The sequence below is a fragment of the Trueperella sp. HMSC08H06 genome, from assembly GCF_001808465.1.
Taxonomy (GTDB): domain Bacteria; phylum Actinomycetota; class Actinomycetes; order Actinomycetales; family Actinomycetaceae; genus Trueperella; species Trueperella bernardiae.
On sequence record NZ_KV793339.1, the window covers coordinates 1 to 17,183 of the forward strand.

20 protein-coding genes and 1 other RNA gene are annotated in these 17,183 nt (G+C 65.5%); 4 read left to right on the top strand and 17 right to left on the bottom strand.

The features are described 5' to 3' along the window. The coding region (locus HMPREF3174_RS00005; protein WP_210382908.1) for a glycosyl hydrolase family 95 catalytic domain-containing protein at positions 1 to 3,525 on the bottom strand (3,525 nt) is incomplete at its 3' end. 153 nt (positions 3,526 to 3,678) lie between these two features. After that, the gene (locus HMPREF3174_RS00010; protein ID WP_062613953.1) at positions 3,679 to 3,978 is read right to left on the bottom strand and encodes a MarR family winged helix-turn-helix transcriptional regulator; all 300 of its coding nucleotides are present in this window, start codon (positions 3,976 to 3,978) and stop codon (positions 3,679 to 3,681) included. On the opposite strand from HMPREF3174_RS00010, the gene HMPREF3174_RS08870 reads away from it, so the two are divergent. Next, a complete protein-coding gene (locus HMPREF3174_RS08870) occupies positions 3,968 to 4,228 on the top strand; it encodes an NAD(P)H-dependent oxidoreductase (RefSeq protein ID WP_160326883.1) in 261 nt (86 codons plus the stop codon). The genes HMPREF3174_RS00010 and HMPREF3174_RS08870 overlap by 11 nt on opposite strands. Beyond that, entirely contained in the window at positions 4,212 to 4,364 is a 153-nt protein-coding gene (locus tag HMPREF3174_RS09315) for a hypothetical protein (RefSeq protein ID WP_160326882.1), read from the top strand. The genes HMPREF3174_RS08870 and HMPREF3174_RS09315 overlap by 17 nt, the downstream gene beginning before the upstream one ends. A gap of 158 nt (positions 4,365 to 4,522) precedes the next feature. Here HMPREF3174_RS09315 and HMPREF3174_RS00015 read toward each other — a convergent pair whose 3' ends face one another. After that, positions 4,523 to 4,894, bottom strand: a complete 372-nt coding sequence (locus tag HMPREF3174_RS00015) for a DUF3592 domain-containing protein (RefSeq protein ID WP_062613952.1) — start codon at positions 4,892 to 4,894, stop codon at positions 4,523 to 4,525. A gap of 216 nt (positions 4,895 to 5,110) precedes the next feature. Between HMPREF3174_RS00015 and HMPREF3174_RS09125 the strand changes: the two genes are divergently transcribed. Next, entirely contained in the window at positions 5,111 to 5,308 is a 198-nt protein-coding gene (locus HMPREF3174_RS09125; protein WP_148132132.1) for a hypothetical protein, read from the top strand. A gap of 166 nt (positions 5,309 to 5,474) precedes the next feature. On the opposite strand, the gene ssrA is transcribed toward HMPREF3174_RS09125, so the two are convergent. Beyond that, positions 5,475 to 5,852: a transfer-messenger RNA gene (gene ssrA / locus HMPREF3174_RS00020) on the bottom strand. A gap of 142 nt (positions 5,853 to 5,994) precedes the next feature. Between ssrA and HMPREF3174_RS00025 the strand changes: the two genes are divergently transcribed. Then, positions 5,995 to 7,068, top strand: a complete 1,074-nt coding sequence (locus HMPREF3174_RS00025; protein ID WP_068538459.1) for a S66 family peptidase — start codon at positions 5,995 to 5,997, stop codon at positions 7,066 to 7,068. A 68-nt stretch (positions 7,069 to 7,136) separates the two neighbouring features. Here HMPREF3174_RS00025 and HMPREF3174_RS00030 read toward each other — a convergent pair whose 3' ends face one another. From HMPREF3174_RS00030 to HMPREF3174_RS00090, 13 genes are all read right to left on the bottom strand, one after another. Next, entirely contained in the window at positions 7,137 to 7,898 is a 762-nt protein-coding gene (locus HMPREF3174_RS00030; protein ID WP_062613950.1) for an HAD-IIA family hydrolase, read from the bottom strand. Positions 7,899 to 8,059: 161 nt separating this feature from the next. After that, positions 8,060 to 8,593, bottom strand: a complete 534-nt coding sequence (smpB, locus tag HMPREF3174_RS00035; RefSeq protein WP_062613949.1) for an SsrA-binding protein SmpB — start codon at positions 8,591 to 8,593, stop codon at positions 8,060 to 8,062. Between the two features lie 61 nt (positions 8,594 to 8,654). Then, positions 8,655 to 10,001: a murein hydrolase activator EnvC family protein gene (locus HMPREF3174_RS00040; RefSeq protein WP_070447255.1), complete on the bottom strand. Its 1,347-nt coding sequence runs from the start codon at positions 9,999 to 10,001 to the stop codon at positions 8,655 to 8,657. A gap of 9 nt (positions 10,002 to 10,010) precedes the next feature. Then, positions 10,011 to 10,919, bottom strand: coding sequence for a permease-like cell division protein FtsX (gene ftsX / locus HMPREF3174_RS00045; protein WP_062613947.1), 909 nt, complete (start codon positions 10,917 to 10,919; stop codon positions 10,011 to 10,013). After that, positions 10,916 to 11,608, bottom strand: a complete 693-nt coding sequence (gene ftsE / locus HMPREF3174_RS00050) for a cell division ATP-binding protein FtsE (RefSeq protein WP_062613946.1) — start codon at positions 11,606 to 11,608, stop codon at positions 10,916 to 10,918. Before ftsE ends, ftsX begins: the two co-directional genes overlap by 4 nt. Before the next feature lie 89 nt (positions 11,609 to 11,697). Beyond that, positions 11,698 to 12,822, bottom strand: a complete 1,125-nt coding sequence (gene prfB, locus HMPREF3174_RS00055; protein ID WP_062613945.1) for a peptide chain release factor 2 — start codon at positions 12,820 to 12,822, stop codon at positions 11,698 to 11,700. A gap of 10 nt (positions 12,823 to 12,832) precedes the next feature. Further along, positions 12,833 to 13,261, bottom strand: coding sequence for a hypothetical protein (locus tag HMPREF3174_RS00060; protein ID WP_062613944.1), 429 nt, complete (start codon positions 13,259 to 13,261; stop codon positions 12,833 to 12,835). Continuing rightward, positions 13,258 to 13,677, bottom strand: coding sequence for a hypothetical protein (locus tag HMPREF3174_RS00065; RefSeq protein ID WP_062613943.1), 420 nt, complete (start codon positions 13,675 to 13,677; stop codon positions 13,258 to 13,260). The genes HMPREF3174_RS00060 and HMPREF3174_RS00065 overlap by 4 nt, the downstream gene beginning before the upstream one ends. After that, positions 13,661 to 14,029: a TadE/TadG family type IV pilus assembly protein gene (locus HMPREF3174_RS00070; protein WP_068538462.1), complete on the bottom strand. Its 369-nt coding sequence runs from the start codon at positions 14,027 to 14,029 to the stop codon at positions 13,661 to 13,663. The genes HMPREF3174_RS00065 and HMPREF3174_RS00070 overlap by 17 nt, the downstream gene beginning before the upstream one ends. Continuing rightward, positions 14,001 to 14,189, bottom strand: a complete 189-nt coding sequence (locus HMPREF3174_RS00075; RefSeq protein WP_062613941.1) for a hypothetical protein — start codon at positions 14,187 to 14,189, stop codon at positions 14,001 to 14,003. The genes HMPREF3174_RS00070 and HMPREF3174_RS00075 overlap by 29 nt, the downstream gene beginning before the upstream one ends. Positions 14,190 to 14,215: 26 nt before the next feature. Further along, positions 14,216 to 15,073, bottom strand: coding sequence for a type II secretion system F family protein (locus HMPREF3174_RS00080; protein WP_068538463.1), 858 nt, complete (start codon positions 15,071 to 15,073; stop codon positions 14,216 to 14,218). Further along, positions 15,066 to 15,857 carry a type II secretion system F family protein gene (locus HMPREF3174_RS00085; RefSeq protein ID WP_168160548.1) on the bottom strand — a complete coding sequence of 264 codons (792 nt, stop codon included), beginning with the start codon at positions 15,855 to 15,857 and terminating at the stop codon, positions 15,066 to 15,068. Before HMPREF3174_RS00085 ends, HMPREF3174_RS00080 begins: the two co-directional genes overlap by 8 nt. An 8-nt stretch (positions 15,858 to 15,865) precedes the next feature. Further along, a complete protein-coding gene (locus HMPREF3174_RS00090) occupies positions 15,866 to 17,065 on the bottom strand; it encodes a TadA family conjugal transfer-associated ATPase (RefSeq protein ID WP_062613960.1) in 1,200 nt (399 codons plus the stop codon). Between the last annotated feature and the right edge of the window lie 118 nt (positions 17,066 to 17,183).

A 17,183-nucleotide genomic window follows, 5' to 3' on the forward strand; every position in this document is an offset into this window, starting at 1 on the left:
GTCAGGCCCCGGCTCGGGGTCAGGCCCCGGATCGGTGATGCCCTGCGTAGAGAGCGCGTACATGTGGCCCGCCTCGGTAGGGAAGGAGACGTGGTTGGCGTCGATCTTGGTCAGCGCCAGCCGCTCCCCCGAACCCGAATGCCCGTCAATCACCACGGAGTTGAACTGGTCCGCCCCGTCGAAGAACAGCACGGCATCGCCACCGTTGTTGGAGGTCACCGTCGCGGTTGTCACCTTGCCCCCGGTCCAGGAGAAGTCGAGGTCGAAGTTGCCGCGAGCCTTCAGGCCCGACACGCTACCGTCAGCCCACGCCTTCGGCAGCGCCGGCAGCAGGTGGATGTAGTTGTGGTAGGCCACCCCATCCGCCTCGAAGGTCGAGTTCGACTGAGCGAGCATCTCGTTGATACCCGAAGTGTTGCCGAAGTTACCGTCAATCTGGAACGGCGGGTGCGCGTCGAACAGGTTGGGATACATCGCGCCCTTAAGCTGCTTGGTAATGAGCAGGTAGGCGCGGTCACCATCGCCGGTGCGCGCCCAAGAGTTGATGCGCTGGCCCACGCCCCAGCCGGTCGCGTCGTCGCCGCGCTGGTTGAGCGAGGTCTTCGCCGCGTCCATGAAGGTGGCGTTATCGACCGTGATGAGGTCGCCCGGGAACAGCCCGAGCATGTGGGACAGGTGGCGATGGCCCGCCTGGTAGCCCGCGATCGCGTTGCCGGCCTTGTCCTTGCCGAGGCCGCCCTCGAAGAACCACTCCTTGATCTGCCCGTCGTCGCCCACCTCAATCGGCTTGAGTAGGCTCTGCGCACACGACCACGAGCGGTTGGCGTCCGCCACAAACGCGCCGGAATCGTCCTTGCGCCAGTTGTCCACCGAGCACTGGCCGTCCGCACTCGCCAGGTCAGAGTCGACGCCGAGCACCGCCGCGGACTCCTGGGCGTCCTGCAACAGCTGCCACACCAGCGAGCTTTCGTAGGTGTTGCCATCGGTGCCAAGCGGTCCGTGCTCCGGCGAGTAGGCCACGCCAGTGGTCAGGCGGGCTTCGCCGTCGGCGGCGTCAGTGTTGCCTTTCTTGAGCATGTAGTTGACGTAGAAGTTGGCCTCTTCCTTCAGCAGTGGATAGATGCGGTCGGCGAGGATCGCCTCATCGCCCGTGTACTCGTAGTACTCGTAGACGTTTTGCAGGATCCACGGCACCGCCGCCGGGCTCCAGCCCCAGGAGAACGCCGCACCCGGAGTGGTCCAGCCATAGGCCGTGTTCTCGGTATGGGCCATAAAGCCGGCACCCTCGCCGATCTTTGTTCCGGCCTGCGTCTGAGCGCCCGCGTACACGTGCGCCGTCACGCGGCCCGGTTCCACCAGGCCCTCCACGTAGTCAATGAGCGGCAGGGCTGATTGCTCCAGGCTGGAGGAGTATGTGGGCCAATAGTTCATTTGCAGGTTGACGTTGAGGTGGAAGTCGGCGCCCCAGGGGGTGCGGCCGTGGGCGTTGTCATCGGCTGTGGAGGACCAGATGCCCTGCAGGTTGGAGGGCAACTGGCTGTCCTCGCGCGACGAGGCCACCGTGAGGTAACGCCCGTAGTTGTAGACCAGGGTCTCGAGCGTACGCTGGTCGGCCTCGCTCGCCGTGCCCTGCTTGTAGGCGTTGAGGAGCTCGTCGGTAGGCTTGGCGCCCTCGCCGAAGGTGGCCGCCTGGCCGAGGTTCAGCTTGACCTTCCCGTAGAGCGCCTCGTGGTCAGCGACGTGAGCCGCCCGGACGGCGTCGTAACCCTTGGCGGCGGCCGCGTTCACGACGTCGGCCAGGCGCGTGTCGAGCTGCTGTGCGGTCTCGCCGGTGCGGTACGCGGGGTAGCTCGCCTGGTAGTCGGTGCCGGCAGCCAAGTACAGCGTGACCTCGCTGGCGTTGGCAATGGTCAGCGCGTCGCCTGCATCGGACGCCGCGACCGTGGCACCCTCGCCCTCAACAACGGCCCGGATCTTCGCGTTGTAGAGTAGCCCGTTGTTGCCGAGAGCGCCCGAGGAGGTAAGAGTGTCGCCGTCGATCACGACCTGCGCGCCCGACTTGCTCCAGCCGCTATTGAGCGGGAGGGCCACGTCGAAATTAAGCGCATCCTTGCCCACAGACGTCAAGTGGGCGACCATCACGTCATCAGGGTTGGAGACGAAGTAGTCGCGCATGTAGTCGGTGCCGTCGTAGTGGAAGTGGACGTTTGCCACACCAGTCGTCAGGTCGAGGGAGCGTTGGAAGAGGAAGACCGGGGCGTCCTCGGGGATGTCCGAGGTGATCGTGAGGTCGCCCCAGTTCTGGAAGGACCCCTGCAGGGCGGCGTCGAATCCGCCGATCAGGCTGTTGGTGTTGGCCACAGTTGCCGCACCGCCGTCGAGCTCACGGTTGAGTTCGCGTAGCGCCGCGCCGTAGCGTCCGCGGCTGACCTCGTTGCCGCCCGTGTAGGTGTGCCCCTCGGCGGGGCCACCCGTCCACAGGGTCTCCTCGTTGAAGGTGATCCTTTCGGTGCCGACCTCGCCCCAGACCGTTCCGCCGACCTTACCGTTGCCGATCGGGAGGGTGGTGCGTTGCCAGCGGTCGTCCTTGCCGCCCGCCCGGAGCGGGTTGCCCGTGCCGACCGAGCCCATCGGGGTTGCCGACGCGGGCTGGCTGTACCACAGGACGTCGTCACCGGCCATCGCCGCCACCTGCTCATCCCAGGCGCGCGGGCCCTCGGGCGCCTGAGGCTCGGGTGCCTCCGGCTCGAACTCCGAAGTGACACTCAGGGTCGGCGCGTCCGCCGCCGTCAGCCCACCCAGCGCGCTGACGCCTTCGGTGGAAGCGAAGCGCATCTCCATGCCCTTCGTCTCCCCCAGCACGAAGGTCAGCTGACGATCGCCGGCCTCATAAGCCGCGCGCACCATCGCCGTGACGTCGATCGTCACCGCCCTGCGCTTGTCCGCCGCGATCGTCATACTGTCCGAGGTGTAGCGGTCGGCTGCGGCGACCGGGAAGTCGGCGGCGAAGGCGACGTCGTCGGTGGTGAGAGTGAAATCCGGGCGGGTTGCCCACGTCGACACGCCGGTGTCGCAACTGGCGGCGCCGTTGGTGCAGGTGTCGGTGTCAACCAGCGCGACGCCGACCTGCGCCTGCTCCGTACCCTGCAGGTTGTTCACGACGTGCCCAATGTACGTCAGCTGGAGCGTCGCCTCCTCCGGTGCCGCGGTGAGAGAGCTCAGGTCGAAGGAGATCATGCCCATCTTCGCGTCGGTGTAGTCCGAGGTGTCGGCGGAGACGAAGCCCTCACCGAACAGGCCGTAGGGCTGGTCGGGACTGGATATTCCCCCGCTGGTCGGGTGCAACGTGCCGATGTAAGGCTTGCCGACGTTCGACTGCGTCTTCTCCGACGCCCACGCTTGCAACGTGGTGTCCGCGCTCGCCGGGAGATCCTTCTGGGAGGTGTCAGCGAGGGCGGGTATGCTCCCCGCACTCAGCGTTAAGGCGAGAACAGCCGCTGCGGCAATACGATTTTTCATACGCATAAGGCGTCCAAAGCTCCTTTGCTTAGATCTTGCCTAGTGTGTGTACACGCCCACACTAGTGAAACCGTGTGTTTCCTGCCACCATTTTTCACAGTCTGCCAGGGGTACTGGTCCGTGCTCACACCCCTTCCGTCAGGGCGTTAGGCTCGGATACTACTGCCGTAACACTTCAAGTAGCCGGGTGAGCGCAGTGTCTAGCTTCTCCTGCTCCTCGGCAGTGAATGTGGACGAGAGGACCTGGTGGACGACGTCGTCGACGATCTGACGCGCCTCATCGTGAGCCCGGCGCCCCCGGTCGGTGACTGACAAGACGTTGACGCGCCGGTCGGCGCTACCCGGCACTCGCTCCACGTAACCTTTCGTGACGAGCTTGTCGATGACCTTGCTGATCCCGCCGGTGGTGATGTCGAGCGCGGAGGCAACCCACCGCGCAGGGCATGAGGTGGAAGTCATTGATCTGGCGTCCGAAGAGTTCGATCCGGCGCTTCGTTTCGGTTACCGACAACGCATGCATGAAGAAGCCTGCACTAAGACGCGGCAGGAGCTCCTGCAAAGGTGCGATCAAGCGGCACTCGCATTTCCCGTCTGGTGGGCGGGCGAACCCTCACTGCTCAAAGGCTGGTTCGATCGAGTTCTGACACCAGGCAATGCCTACCGCTATCTTTCGGGAAACTCGTTCACAATGGTTGCTCACCGGGCGTAGCACAACGCTGATCGCCACCAGCCACGCGCCCGCCTGGTATGCGCGCCTCCACCCGGCGAACCCGATCTCCCGCATCGCGCGGCACATCCTCGGCAACTGTGGCATCAAGGTCACGCAGCGCCTCACCTTCGGCTGAATGGACGGCAAGAACGCTACCCCTGACAACCTCCGAAGGTTCATCGCACGGGTGGAGAAGCCCGCCCACGAACTCTAGGAAATCGCCCTCGATGGGCTTGCCCGCACGTTGTTGACGCCTCGGCAGGGTGGCGCGCCTAAATCACCAACCGAATCATCCTAGATCAGGAACGCCAGCACACCTACGACCGCGGCGACGATCAAGAAAACCAGCGCAGCAACGCCATAACCGCCGACGCTTGCCGCGGAGACCTTCGTCGGGTTTGCCGGGTTGTAACGTAACGCCACCTCGTCGCCGACTTCGATCTTCGGCCGTCGTCGGAAATCCGCGTTGGCGACGTGTGCCTTGTCGTCGTCGACAATGCGGAAAACAGGCCGCCACACCTTCTGACCGTCGCTAGAGACCTCTTCGATGTTGCGGATCACCGGGAGGACTACCTGCTTCCACCTGCGCGCACGTAGAAAGAGCCCGGCGAAGATCAGGCCGAAGGCAGCGAAAATGACTGCCGATACGATCAATACCCAGAACAAGGCACCCCCTTCGTTGGCCATTTTAGAGGAGGCCGCGGGAGTCGATGGGAGATAATCGCGCCCTGCGACAGGAATTCACCCGAGGTTCGCCTTCGCCGCTTAGCTTGAACGCAACAGAACGCGCGAAGCGATCCACAGCGGGTCGGAACAAGGAAGTGAACTGTAGCGAATGCGGATCCTGACACACGACAACTCAATTCAGCCACCAGGAGAGACATGGGCCTTTTCGGACGACGTAAGAAAAAGCAAGAACAGCAAGAGCCGCAAAAGTCAGCAGCCTATCTTGCACGACAAGCAGAGATTCAGAACCTCATCGCTGCAGAACCCGAAGCGATCGCTGTCGACGGGATTGAGCTGGCAAAGCCGTCCGCGCCATCGACCCGACGCGGTTTTCTGGATTGTACCAAAGATTGATCTAGCCACATCTGCACCCTTGCTGTGTTGGAGAGAGTAACCCTATCTGCACCCTAGGGGGCCAAAAAACACCATACCAGACCAAAAAAGACCACAAAACAAAACGGGCACTTTTCCGCACCACAGCAACGAAAACCCCGCCAGATCAACGATCCGGCGGGGTGCCATGTGGAGATGGGGAGAATTGAACTCCCGTCCGACGATGCAAAACCCAAGACTTCTCCGGGTGCAGTCTGCTTTGCGTTGTTTTCAGCTCCAGCACTCACGCAGACAAGTTGCTGACGAGCATAGTTACCTAGTGTCGGCCAGCACCCGGTAACCCAGTGCCGACCCAGTGGCTTTCAAAAACGACGCCAGAATTCTCACGTGAAAGCACCGTGAGGCTGACGGACTTCCTTAAGTGCGCTCGCGCTTAGGCAGCGAGGGCGAAGTCGGACTTCTGCTTGTTGGCAGTTATTGTTTGCAGAGAGTCGTTAAAGAGATGACTCTGCATCCTCTACCCGCTTCCCTTCGGCAGTCATCGCCGTCGAAACCGATCATCCCCTTATTCAGTTGTCAACCAACTACGCCCGAAGGCGTTCGCCCATTCTACAACGACGCCGACGCCGCGTCTACCCCTGTCCCTCCCGGCTCAACCACCTCGGCTCACACCCCGCCGCACCCAGCCGGACCACTAGACTGTCACCATGACGATTACCACGCCCACCACGATCGAACCCGGCGACAGGGTCGCCCTGCTCTCCCCCGCCTGGGCGGCGCCGGCCTACTTCCCGGACATTCACGCGCAGGCAGTTGCGCGCGTGGAGCGGCTGCTCGACGTCGTCGTCGTGGAGTACCCCACCACGCGGAAAATGGGGGCGACGCCGGAGGAGCGCGCCGCGGACGTCAATGCCGCGTTCGCCGACCCCGACATCCGCGCGATCCTCACTACCGTGGGCGGCAATGACGAGATCCGCGTCATCCGCCACCTCGACCCGGCGCTCGCCCAGGCCGACCCCAAGCCGTTCTTCGGCTACTCGGACAACACGAACATCCTTAACTGGCTATGGTCGCACGGCGTGGGCGGCTATTACGGCGGCGCCACCCAGGTGCACTTCGGGCCAGGCACGCTGGTCGACGCCGAGCACCTCATCACCCTGCGCGCCGCGCTTTTCGGCCGCGGTGACACCGTCCTGCCCACCACCACCGATTCCCAGGACCACGGCTACGACTGGTCCAGCCCCGAGGCCCTCATCGAGGATTCCCCGCGCGGCCCGGCCCGCCGGATCGAGTTCATCGGTAGCGACGACGCCGTGCGCGGGCACACGTGGGGCGGGTGCCTGGAGGTCATTGACGAGCTCGGGCTCGCCGGCCGCCTGCCAGAGGTGGACGATCTCGAAGGCGCGATCCTCATCTTCGAAAACTCCGAGCGGGTGACGCCCGCGGATATCGTGGGCGACTGGATCCGCGCACTCGGCGAGCGCGGCTATCTCGAGGCTGCGGCGGGCCTCATGTTCGCCCGGCCCGTGGTCGACGACCGGGACGCGCCCACCACCCCCGACGTGCTGGAGGCGCGCCACGACGCTTACGTCGAATATCTCCTGACACAGGTGGGCCGTTACCGCAAGGACCTGCTCGTGTGCCTCAACGTCCCGTTCGGGCACACGCGCCCGCAGCTCATCGTGCCCTACGGCGGCGAGGTCACACTCGACCCGGCGGCCGAGCAGGTCACAGCCCACTTCCCGCTCGCCGAGCGCTACCGGGTCGGCGGGGCAAGCTAGGCGGCGCCTGCGCCCGCCGTCGCCCCGGCGCTGCCTGGAGCAGTGCCCATCACCCGGCTCGGCGCGCCCTAAATGTAGTCGATGACATCCTTGATCGACGCGTGAACGTGGTTGGGACGATAGGGGAACTTGATGATGTCCTCCCGCTTGGTGGAGCCGGTGAGCACAAGGTGCGTGCACAGCCCCGTCTCCACGCCCGCCTGAATGTCGGTGTCCATCCGGTCGCCCACGATCGACGTCTCCTCTGAGTGCGCCCCGATCTTGTTCAGGCCGTTGCGCAGCATGATCGGGTTCGGTTTGCCCACGAAGAACGCGCTGCGCCCGGTTGCCTTCTCGATCATCGCGGCAACGGCGCCGGTGGCGGGCAGGTCGCCGTCGGCGGAGGGGCCCGTGGGGTCGGGGTTCGTGGCGATGAATCGCACGCCCCTTTGGATGAGCCGGATCGCGGTGGTGATCATCTCGAACGAGTACGTGCGGGTCTCCCCCAGCACTACGAACTCCGGGTCCACCGACGTCATGACGAAGCCCTCTTCGTACAGCGCCGTGGTCAGCCCCGCCTCGCCCACCACGAACGCGCGCCGATTATCGGTCTGATTCGCCAGGAACTTCGCGGTGGCCAGGGCCGAGGTCCAGATCCGTTCCGGGGGCACCTGCAGGCCCGACGTCGCCAACCGCGCCGACAGGTCACGCGGGGTGAAAATCGAATTGTTCGTCAAGATCAGGTGCGGGATGTCCCGCTCCTCGAGCCGGTTCAGGAACTCTTTCGCGCCGTCCAGCGCGATCCCCTCATGAACAAGGACGCCGTCCATATCAATCAGCCATGCACTCATGCCCTAAGACAATCATGGATCACCGGCCGCCGACTACCGCAAAGCCAACCTGCACGTTTGTGCCACGCCTTGCCGAAAGGTGACCCAACGACGTCGTTCGCGGGCGTGCGCCATCAGCGCCAGTTCCTCGGGCACTCACGACGCCGTTCCCGGGCTCACGCCTAACGCGCCCGCTTGCGCGCCTCCGACACGGCCCGCTCGGCCTCACGCTGATCTTGCTTGCGGCGCAGCGTCTCACGCTTGTCCCACTCCTGCTTACCGCGGGCGAGGCCGATCTCCACCTTCGCGCGGCCACGGATGAAGTACAGCTCGAGCGGCACCACCGTGGTGCCCTTTTCCTTGACCTTAACGGCGAGCGCACGCAGCTCGTCCTTGTGCAGGAGGAGCTTGCGCTTCTGGGTGGGCGCATGGTTGGTCCAACCGCCCGTCGACCACGCGGGGATATTTGCCCCGACCAGCCAGGCCTCGCCGCGCCGATCGAAGTCGATCCACGCTTCCATGAGGGAGGCTCGCCCGGCGCGCAACGCCTTGACCTCCGTGCCCGCGAGCACAAGCCCGGCTTCGTAGGTCTTGTCAATGAAATAGTCGTGGTGGGCCTTCTTGTTGCGCGCCACCACCTGCTTCGCGTCCGCGGCCTCCTTCGCCTTTTGGGCAGGGGTCAGCTTGCCGCTGTCCTTCTTCCAGGCCTTTGGCATCGCTCATCCCTCCCTTGACGTGACCACATAGCTTAACGCCGAGAAACGGGCGTTCGCAAGATTAGGCCCAGCGGCGGGTAAAGGATGCGAAGTTCATCGGGTCAACAACCGTACCGTTCTTCCACACCTCGAAGTGAACGTGGCACGCGGTGACCAGGCCGGTCTGACCCGTCCACCCGATCACGTCGCCCTGGTTCACGCTCTGCCCCACCCGGACGTTGAACGCCGAGAGGTGGTTGGTGACCGTCACGTAGGAGTTGCCTCCCACCACGCCGTGGTTGATGTAGATCTGGTTGCCGTGCGTGCCGTTACCGGCGGCCGGGATGACAGCCGAGACGACGCCATCGGCGGGCGCGGTCTGTGCCTCGCCACACCGGGAACGCAGGTCCACGCCGTTGTGCATCCACGTGCCACCGAACGGGTAGACGCGCATGCCGAACGGCGAAGTGACGTAGACGGGGGCGGGAACCGGTGGCTTGATCCAGCTACCCGAAGTCTGTCCGGAGTTATTCGGGGCGGACGGCGCCTGCTGCGAGGAGCCGTTCCCCTGAGCCTGGGCCTGCGCCTTGGCGCGCTCTTCTTCAAGCTTACGCTTATTCTCCGCGTCGATCTGCGCGATGCGCTGGGCGGTCTGCTCGCTCTGGGTCTCGAGCGTGGCGAGCGAGGCCTGGTAGTTGGACTTCTTCTCCTCATAGTCAGCCGACTGAGCCACCAGGCTCGACTCCAGGTCCACGAGCTCGGCCTTGCGCGCATCAGCTTCGACCTTCTTCGAGGTCTGCGTATCAACCAGCTCCTCGGACTTGGCCTTCAGCTCCTCGATCTGGTCCTCCACCGCGTTCTGGCGGGACTCACGATTCTTTTCCTGCGCGGCCTTCTGCTGGAACTGCGCGAGCGACGCCGTCTGGGAGCGGCTCACGGCTGACTGCGCGCGGTACGCATTGGCGAAATCCTCGGCGGTGGCAGAGCCGACGAGCATCTCCATCGTGGAGGGCATCGTGTCGCCACGATAGGTAGCGCGGGCCAGCTCCCCCAGCGACTTGCGCGTGGCCTCCGCGTTCGCCTCGTTTTCCTTGATCTGGTCCTTGATCTGCGCAAGCTCCCCCTGGGCGGCATCCAGTAGCGCGGAGTTCGCTTCCAGCACGCGCACGGCGGCGGCGAGCTCGACCTCGGCGGTTTGCACGGCCTCCTCCGCGGCCGGGATCTTCCCGCGGGTCTCCTCCAGCTTGAGGTAGGCCTCCTGAAGGTTGACGTCGATGCCCTCCAGCTCGGACTGCAGGCGCTCCTTTTCGGCCTTCTGCTCCTGCTGCTGGTCCACCAGGTCGCTGCGCTCGTCGCCGAACGCGGGCACGACCAGCAGGGCTGACGCGGTCAGCGCGGCGGCGGCCACAGCTGAGGCGAGTTTACGCATGTTTCCTCCCTAGACCCGAGTGTAGCGGCGCAGAGCCAAGAACGAGGCGAAACCGGAGACCACGATCGCGCCGAGGATGAGCCACGGGGCGATGAGTAGCACATCGTGGCCCGTGATGATCCGTAGCCACGAGCCGGCGAACCAATCCTGAATGAAGTACTCCACTGCCGCCCACAGCGCCGCCACCGCGGCAAGCGAGCCCACGAGCGAGGCCAGCATGCCCTCGAGCACGAAGGGCGCCTGGATGAAACTGTTCGAGGCGCCAACGAATCGCATAATCTCGGTTTCGTTGCGGCGGAACATGGCCGACAGGCGGATAGTGGACGGGATGAGAAGCAACGCGGTGACGATCATGACGCCCGCTAGCGAACCGGCAATGAGTGTGAAACGGTTGAGCATTTTGAACAGCGGCTCGAGCTGCTCGCGCTGGTCGATGACGGCGTCGACACCGGGGCGCCCCTCGAGAGACTCGCGGACGACGTCGTACTCCTGCGGATCGACGAGCTTGACACGGAAGGACGCCTGCATCTGCTCGGGGTCAACCGTGTCTACCCACACACTGTCCTTGAGGTACTCGCGGAAGTTCTTGTAGGCCTCTTCCTTCGTCTCGAAGTAGACCTCGTCCACGTAGTCGGCCATCTCGGGCGAATGAAGGAAATCGTTAATCGCGTCGATCTGGTCCTGCGTGACCTCGCCGCCCGCGCACTGGGCCGTGTTCTGGTCCGGAGCACACAGGAAGGCCGAGACCTCCACCCGGTCATACCAGGCGGTCTTCGCGGACTCGATCTGATCCTGCAGCAGCACGGCCGAGCCGACGAAGAGGAGGGACACGAAGGTCACAAGCGTCACCGACGCCGACAGGGCGAAGTTCGCGCGCAGCCCCTTGAAAACCTGAGAAAAGATAAACCGTAGCCTCATGCCTGGCTCCCCCCGTAAACGCCGCGATCCTGATCGCGCACAACCTCGCCGTCAACCAACTCGATCACGCGCTTGCGCAACTGGTTAACGATCGCCTGATCGTGGGTGGCCATGACCACCGTGGTGCCCTGGCGGTTAATGCGGTCAAGGAGGCGCATGATGCCCAGCGCCGTCTTGTGGTCAAGGTTGCCGGTCGGCTCGTCGGCCAGCAGGAGCTCGGGGCGGTTGACCATCGCGCGCGCAATCGCCACGCGCTGCTTCTCTCCACCCGACAACTCGTGCATGCGCCGCTTCTCCTTGCCATCCAGGCCCACCAGCTCCAAAACCTGCGGGACCTCCTTAAGGATGGCGTGGCGCGGTTTGCCGATCACCTGCATCGCGAGCGCCACGTTGTCGAACACGTTCTTATCCTTTAGCAGGCGAAAGTCCTGGAAGACCGTGCCGATCTGGCGGCGCAGGAACGGCACCCGCCGTGAGGACACTCCCGACAGGTCCTTGCCGAGCACGTGAACTTTGCCCTCCGTGGGGCGCTCCTCGGCCAGGATAAGAGCCAGCATCGTCGACTTTCCCGAGCCCGAGGCACCGACCAGGAAGACGAACTCGCCGCGGTCGATGTTGAGGCTAACGGAGTCGAGCGCGGGAGCCGCGCCTCGCTGATAAACCTTCGTGACGTTTTCAAATGTGATCATAAATGGCGCCAAATCCTTGCAGTCATGGTCGTCACTAGCTTAGGAGCCGGGCTTTTGCGACCCGGGAAGGCGCGCCGACGTGGCGAGGATTACTCCGCCTCCCCCGCCTGGCGCCAGCGGATCCCGGCGTCGATAAAGCCGTCGAGGTCGCCGTCGAACACCGCGTCTGTGTTGCCCACCTCGTGGCCCGTGCGCAGGTCTTTGACCATCTGGTACGGGTGCAGCACGTAGGAGCGCATTTGGTCACCCCAGGAGGCCTTGACGTCGCCCGCCAGCTCCTTCTTCTTCGCTTGCTCCTCCTCGTGGCGCCTTTGTAGCAGCTTGGACTGGAGCACGCGCAAGGCCGCGGCGCGGTTTTGGATCTGCGACTTTTCGTCCTGCATCGAGACCGTGATACCGGTGGGAATGTGGGTCATGCGCACGGCTGAATCCGTGGTGTTCACGGACTGCCCGCCCGGGCCCGAGGAGCGGAACACGTCCACCCTGAGCTCCGATTCCGGGATCTCGATCGAATCGGTGGTCTCGATGAGCGGGATGACCTCCACCGCCGCGAACGAGGTCTGGCGCCTGCCCTGGTTGTCGAACGGCGAAATGCGCACCAGCCGGTGCGTTCCCGCCTCCACCGACAGCGTGCCGTAGGCGTAGGGGGCGTTGACCTCGAACGTGGTGGACTTGATCCCCGCCTCTTCGGCATACGAGGTGTCCATCACCTTCGACTTGTAGCCGTGACGCTCGGCCCAGCGCAGGTACATGCGCTGCAGCATCTGGGCGAAGTCCGCCGCGTCCACGCCGCCCGCACCGGAGCGGATGGTGATGACCGCGTCGCGATCGTCATACTCCCCGCTCAGCAACGTCTTGATCTCCATGTCCGACAGGTCCTTGGAGATCTTCGCGATCTCGGCCTCAAGCTCAGCGTAGAGCTCCTTGCCCGATTCGAGGTCCGACTCGGATTCCTCCACCGCCATCTCGTACAGGGTCTCCGCGTCCACGACCCGCTCCCCCATCTTCTCCACGCGCTCCAGGCGCGACTGGGCGTGCGAGAGTTTGGAAGTAACAGCCTGCGCGGCGTCGGGATCGTCCCACAGGTCGGGCGCCGTGGACTTCTCCGTCAGCTCCGCGATCGTGTTCTTGAGCGCGGGCACGTCGCTGACCGCCTCAATCTGGTCAAAAGTCCGGCGCAGTCTGTCGAGTTCTTGCTGATAATCAATGGCCACGGCGCCAAGTCTACGGCATTTGCCGCAGCCGAGCCGTGGAGGTGACCGTGAGTTCGACTTCGTCCACGGCGCTCGCAAACTGCGGCATGAACGGGATCCGCGCCCGCCCGGTCAGCTCCACAACGACGGCGTCGTCCGCCACCCGCGTTCGAAATCTCACCTCGCGCCCGTCCACGGTCAGCGCGCCGGACGCCGGCGGGGCGGGCGTGAGGCTGAGGGCGGGGCCCGAATAGTAGGTGGCATCCGAGATGTCCTGGGCGAGCTCGAGGGCGAGGGAGTCGGCGGCATTGAGCATGTCGCGGCGCACACCGTAGACGTGGATGACCGAGGCCAGGATGAGGATGAGCGAGATGACAACCACCCACACGCCCAGGCCGAGCACGATGAGGTTGCCGTCTTCGGCGCGCTCGCGGGGCTGGCAGAGTTTGCGGGACGTCATGGCCGTACCACCCGGTACTGGTCAACCACCATCGCCTGCTCGCCCGTGAGCGTGATCGCGCCGACGATGGGCACGGTGACCGTGGCCGAGGCCCGGGCCGTGACGGTGGCGCCGGGGCTGAGGCACGGGCTCGCGCTGCAGGCGAAGTTGAGGTCGAGTTGCTCGTCCATCCCCCGGTCCGTCCAGGCCTTACTCGCAGCTTCCCGCCCGCGTGCCTCTCCCGAGTACACCGATTCGGCCCGCACGTAGGCGCGCGCAGACTGGCGGGCGGCATCCTCGAGGGCGAGCTGGACGGTCGTCGTCGTGGCAAGGCCCGTGAGAAGCGCGAGGGCGGGCACCACGATGACCACCATGACGCCCACGAACTCGACGATGGCGTTGCCGTCCTCGCCGCGGGGCTTATTCGCGCGCCACATGGGCCCTCACCTCGATCACGTGCTCTCCCAGGAAGCCGGCCCCGGGCACCGGCGCCGTCACCACCACCTCGATCCCGTCCGGCATCGCGGTGGCGGCGATGCCGCCGGCGTAGGCGGGACTGAGCGCTCCGGTGATGAGGTCGCGGGTGCGGGCTTCGGCCACCTCGGTCGAGTTCGCCGCGGCCCCCACGCGCGCACCTTCCATCGCCGCGTCGGTGGCGATGGCGTGGACGTACCAGCCAAGGCCCGCTGCGATGATGGTGTAGACCACCATGAGGAGCAGCCCCACGGAGGCCACGAAGCCGACCGTGGCGTTGCCCGCCTCAGATGTTGAGGACGCGCTCGATCGCATTGTTAAACAGGTCGGTCAGCGCCGGGCCGGCCACCGCCCAGATGAGGACCACGAGGGCTGCCGTCATGAGGGTGATCATCACCCAGCCAGGCACGTCACCCGCCTCCTCGCGGCGGTCGCTGGGCCACACTGCCTGGCGAACAAAGTGTCGAATCTTCATAGGGCGCTCCTTATGTTGTTGCGGACTTAGGTGAAACTCAGGGCGTAGAGGGCAGGGAAGACGGTGAAGACCACCGTGAGTGGCATGATGATGAACACCACCGGGATCATCATCGCGATCTCGGCCTTGCCTCCGGCCTCGAGCAGCTCGCGCCGGGCGGCGTCGCGGGCGTCGCGCGCCTGGGAGTGGAGGGAGCCAGCCAGGCCGCTGCCCTGCTCGAGGGAGGAGACGATCGCCTCCGCGAACCGGGCAACGTTGCGGTTGGCGGACCTGTTGCCCATGTCGGTCAGCGCCGCCGGCAGGGACTGGCCGGCGTGGACCTCACTCATCGTGCGCCGCAGCTCATCGACCATCTCGCCCGTGCCAATGAGACACACGCGCTCGATCGCCACCCGGATGGATTCGCCCGAGGCAACTGCGAGCGCGAGGATCTCCACCACGTCGGGCAGCTGGGCGGTATAGGCGCGGCTGCGCTGGTCGACCTGGCGGCTCAGCGCCCAGTCCGCCCCGAGCACGCCGGCGGCCGTGAAGCAGGCGACTCCGACGATCGCGGCGGCCAGCGGGACGCCGCGGACCACGAGCGCGAAAGCGAGCAGGCACCCGGCTGCGAAACCTACCGATGCCCACTGGAACTGACGCACCCGGAAGTCCCCCACGGTCATAGCGCCGAGCATGTTGACGCGGCGCTCGACCGAGGAGGTGGTTGACCCGACGGCGTCGAGGAAGCTCGCAACGATGGCGGCGCGGCGCCGGGAGGGGCGCCGGGTGCGGGTGGCGACGTAGGGAAGGACCCGGTCGGCCAGCTGGGTGGGGCGGTACAAGACCGCGATTCCCACGAGGAGGACGCCGGCCACCAGGGCCGAACCCGCGAACGCGCTAAGCATGGCTCACCCCCGCGAAGATCCGTTCCTCCTCGGGCAGGCGGCCGAGCCTGAGCATGAGCCAGTAGGCAAGCACGGTGGCCACGAAGCCGGCCACGAGGATGAAAACGCCCACGGGCGTGGTGAACGCGTCGATCGCGCCGGGGCGGGTGGAAAAGAGAAGAAGCATGATCCAGGGCGCAACGGCGGCCAGCCGCGCCCCGTTGACCGTCCACGACTGGCGGGCTAGAAGCTCTCCACGGGCGCGGTTCTCCTCGCGCACGAGCGAGGCCAGGCTGGCCAGGGCGGCGGACAGGTCGCGCCCGCCAAGATCGTGTGCGAGGCGCAGCGACTCGAGGATCCGGTCCGTCATCGGGTCCGCCAGCACCTCCTTCAGCTCGTCGAGGGCCGGGTCGAGGCGACCGTCCGCGCGCAGGTGCTGGGCAAATTGGGTAAACGGAGGGCGCATGACCTCCGGCCCGCGCACGGCCAGCATCGCGAGCGATTCACCCACGGGCAGGCCCACGCGCACGCTCGCCACGATGTCGTCGATCACCTCTGGCCAGACCTCCCGAAGCTCTTCACGACGCCGGCGCTCGCGCGCTCCCCGCCACACGCCGGGCACGGCCGCACACATCACCGCGATCGGAATCGAGATGACGAGCGAGCTCGAGACCGCCGAGGCGAGCAGGAAGCTCCCCACTCCGGCCGCGAGCGCGGGCCACAGCGCCGGCCACAGGCCCGCCGGCACGGTGAGGGGGCGCGGCTGGCGGAAAGCGCTGGCGGCGAGGAAGACACCAAGGCCCATGACCATTCCTATAACGAAGCCCATCGTCCACCTCCTAGCAGCTGGCGCAGGTCGTAGCCGTGCTCGTCGAAGATCTCCGGGCGGGCCACGTATCCCGCGCCGCGTTCGAGCCCGAGGCCGCGGTCCACGAACAGGTCGCTCGTCTCGATCACGCTGCCTTCCGTGCGCCCGGTCAGGCCCACGATCTCGCGCACACGGCGCTTGCCATCCCGGTCGCGGTGCAGGTGGACGAGGAGGTCGATCGTGTGGGCAACCGTGGGGATGACGAAGTCCGACGTGACGTTTTCACCCGCCAGCAGGGGCAGGACGCTAAGTTTGGCCACGGCGTCGCGCGCCGAGTTGGCGTGGATTGTGCAGGCGCCGGGGATGCCGGAGTTGAGGGCGATGAGCATGTCGAAGGCCTCGGCCTGGCGCACCTCGCCAATAACGATCCGGTCGGGCCTCATGCGCAAGGATTCGCGTACGAGCCGCCGCAGCGTGATCTCGCCCCGGTCTTCGATGTTAGCCGGGCGGGTCTGCAGGGCCACCACGTCGCGGTGGGCGAGGTTGAGCTCGAAGACCTCCTCCGCCGTGATGACGCGCTGGTGGGCAGGAATGGCGCCGAGCAGCGCGCGCAGGAACGTGGTCTTGCCCGCCTGCGTTGCTCCCGAGACGATGACGTTCATCCCGCAGTCAATCGCCGCATCCAGGAACTCCGCCGCCTGAACCGTCAGCGTCCCAAGCTCTGCCAGGTCGCGCAACCTGCGCGGGCGCACGATGTACTTGCGGATGTTGACCGCCCAGTGCTTGCGCGTGATGTCTGGAATCGCCACGTGGAGGCGCTCGCCGGTGTGGAGGGCGGCGTCGACGAACGGTTGGGACAAGTCGAGCCGGCGCCCCGAGGCGCGCAGCATCCTCTCTACGAGGTCCTTGACCTGGCGCTCCTCGAGCAAGATCGTGGACAGCTGGCTCACCCCGTCACGTGCAAAGAAGACACGGCCCGGTTCGTTGATCCAGATCTCCTCGATAGTCGGGTCATCAATGAGGGATTGGAGCGGGCCGAATCCACCGATATCGTCGCGCAGCTGGCGGCGCACCTCCACCACGTCGGCCACCGGTTCCACCACACCCGCGACCGTCAGCTCCTCGTATTCGGCGAGCGCGTCATCAATCAGGGCCTCAAGCTCTGCCGCCTGGAGCTGCGGATCAATACGCGAGGCGCGCACCATCTCGCGCACGCGCGCATCGAGCCATGCGTTCCCGGCTCCCCACTTTGTCTTCACAACGCCACGCTACGATGCCGCCGCGCGTCGTGAATATCTTTCCCACAGCTGTGGATAACTTGCG

Excerpts from the sequence above, each read along its gene's own strand:
- HMPREF3174_RS00010 (WP_062613953.1), bottom strand. The coding sequence starts at position 3,978 with ATGACTTCCACCTCATGCCCTGCGCGGTGGGTTGCCTCCGCGCTCGAC.
- HMPREF3174_RS09125 (WP_148132132.1), top strand. The coding sequence starts at position 5,111 with ATGGGCCTTTTCGGACGACGTAAGAAAAAGCAAGAACAGCAAGAGCCG.
- HMPREF3174_RS00025 (WP_068538459.1), top strand. The coding sequence starts at position 5,995 with ATGACGATTACCACGCCCACCACGATCGAACCCGGCGACAGGGTCGCC.
- HMPREF3174_RS00030 (WP_062613950.1), bottom strand. The coding sequence starts at position 7,898 with ATGAGTGCATGGCTGATTGATATGGACGGCGTCCTTGTTCATGAGGGG.
- smpB (WP_062613949.1), bottom strand. The coding sequence starts at position 8,593 with ATGCCAAAGGCCTGGAAGAAGGACAGCGGCAAGCTGACCCCTGCCCAA.
- HMPREF3174_RS00040 (WP_070447255.1), bottom strand. The coding sequence starts at position 10,001 with ATGCGTAAACTCGCCTCAGCTGTGGCCGCCGCCGCGCTGACCGCGTCA.
- ftsX (WP_062613947.1), bottom strand. The coding sequence starts at position 10,919 with ATGAGGCTACGGTTTATCTTTTCTCAGGTTTTCAAGGGGCTGCGCGCG.
- ftsE (WP_062613946.1), bottom strand. The coding sequence starts at position 11,608 with ATGATCACATTTGAAAACGTCACGAAGGTTTATCAGCGAGGCGCGGCT.
- HMPREF3174_RS00060 (WP_062613944.1), bottom strand. The coding sequence starts at position 13,261 with ATGACGTCCCGCAAACTCTGCCAGCCCCGCGAGCGCGCCGAAGACGGC.
- HMPREF3174_RS00065 (WP_062613943.1), bottom strand. The coding sequence starts at position 13,677 with ATGTGGCGCGCGAATAAGCCCCGCGGCGAGGACGGCAACGCCATCGTC.
- HMPREF3174_RS00070 (WP_068538462.1), bottom strand. The coding sequence starts at position 14,029 with ATGCGATCGAGCGCGTCCTCAACATCTGAGGCGGGCAACGCCACGGTC.
- HMPREF3174_RS00075 (WP_062613941.1), bottom strand. The coding sequence starts at position 14,189 with ATGAAGATTCGACACTTTGTTCGCCAGGCAGTGTGGCCCAGCGACCGC.
- HMPREF3174_RS00080 (WP_068538463.1), bottom strand. The coding sequence starts at position 15,073 with ATGCTTAGCGCGTTCGCGGGTTCGGCCCTGGTGGCCGGCGTCCTCCTC.
- HMPREF3174_RS00085 (WP_168160548.1), bottom strand. The coding sequence starts at position 15,857 with ATGGGCCTTGGTGTCTTCCTCGCCGCCAGCGCTTTCCGCCAGCCGCGC.
- HMPREF3174_RS00090 (WP_062613960.1), bottom strand. The coding sequence starts at position 17,065 with ATGGTGCGCGCCTCGCGTATTGATCCGCAGCTCCAGGCGGCAGAGCTT.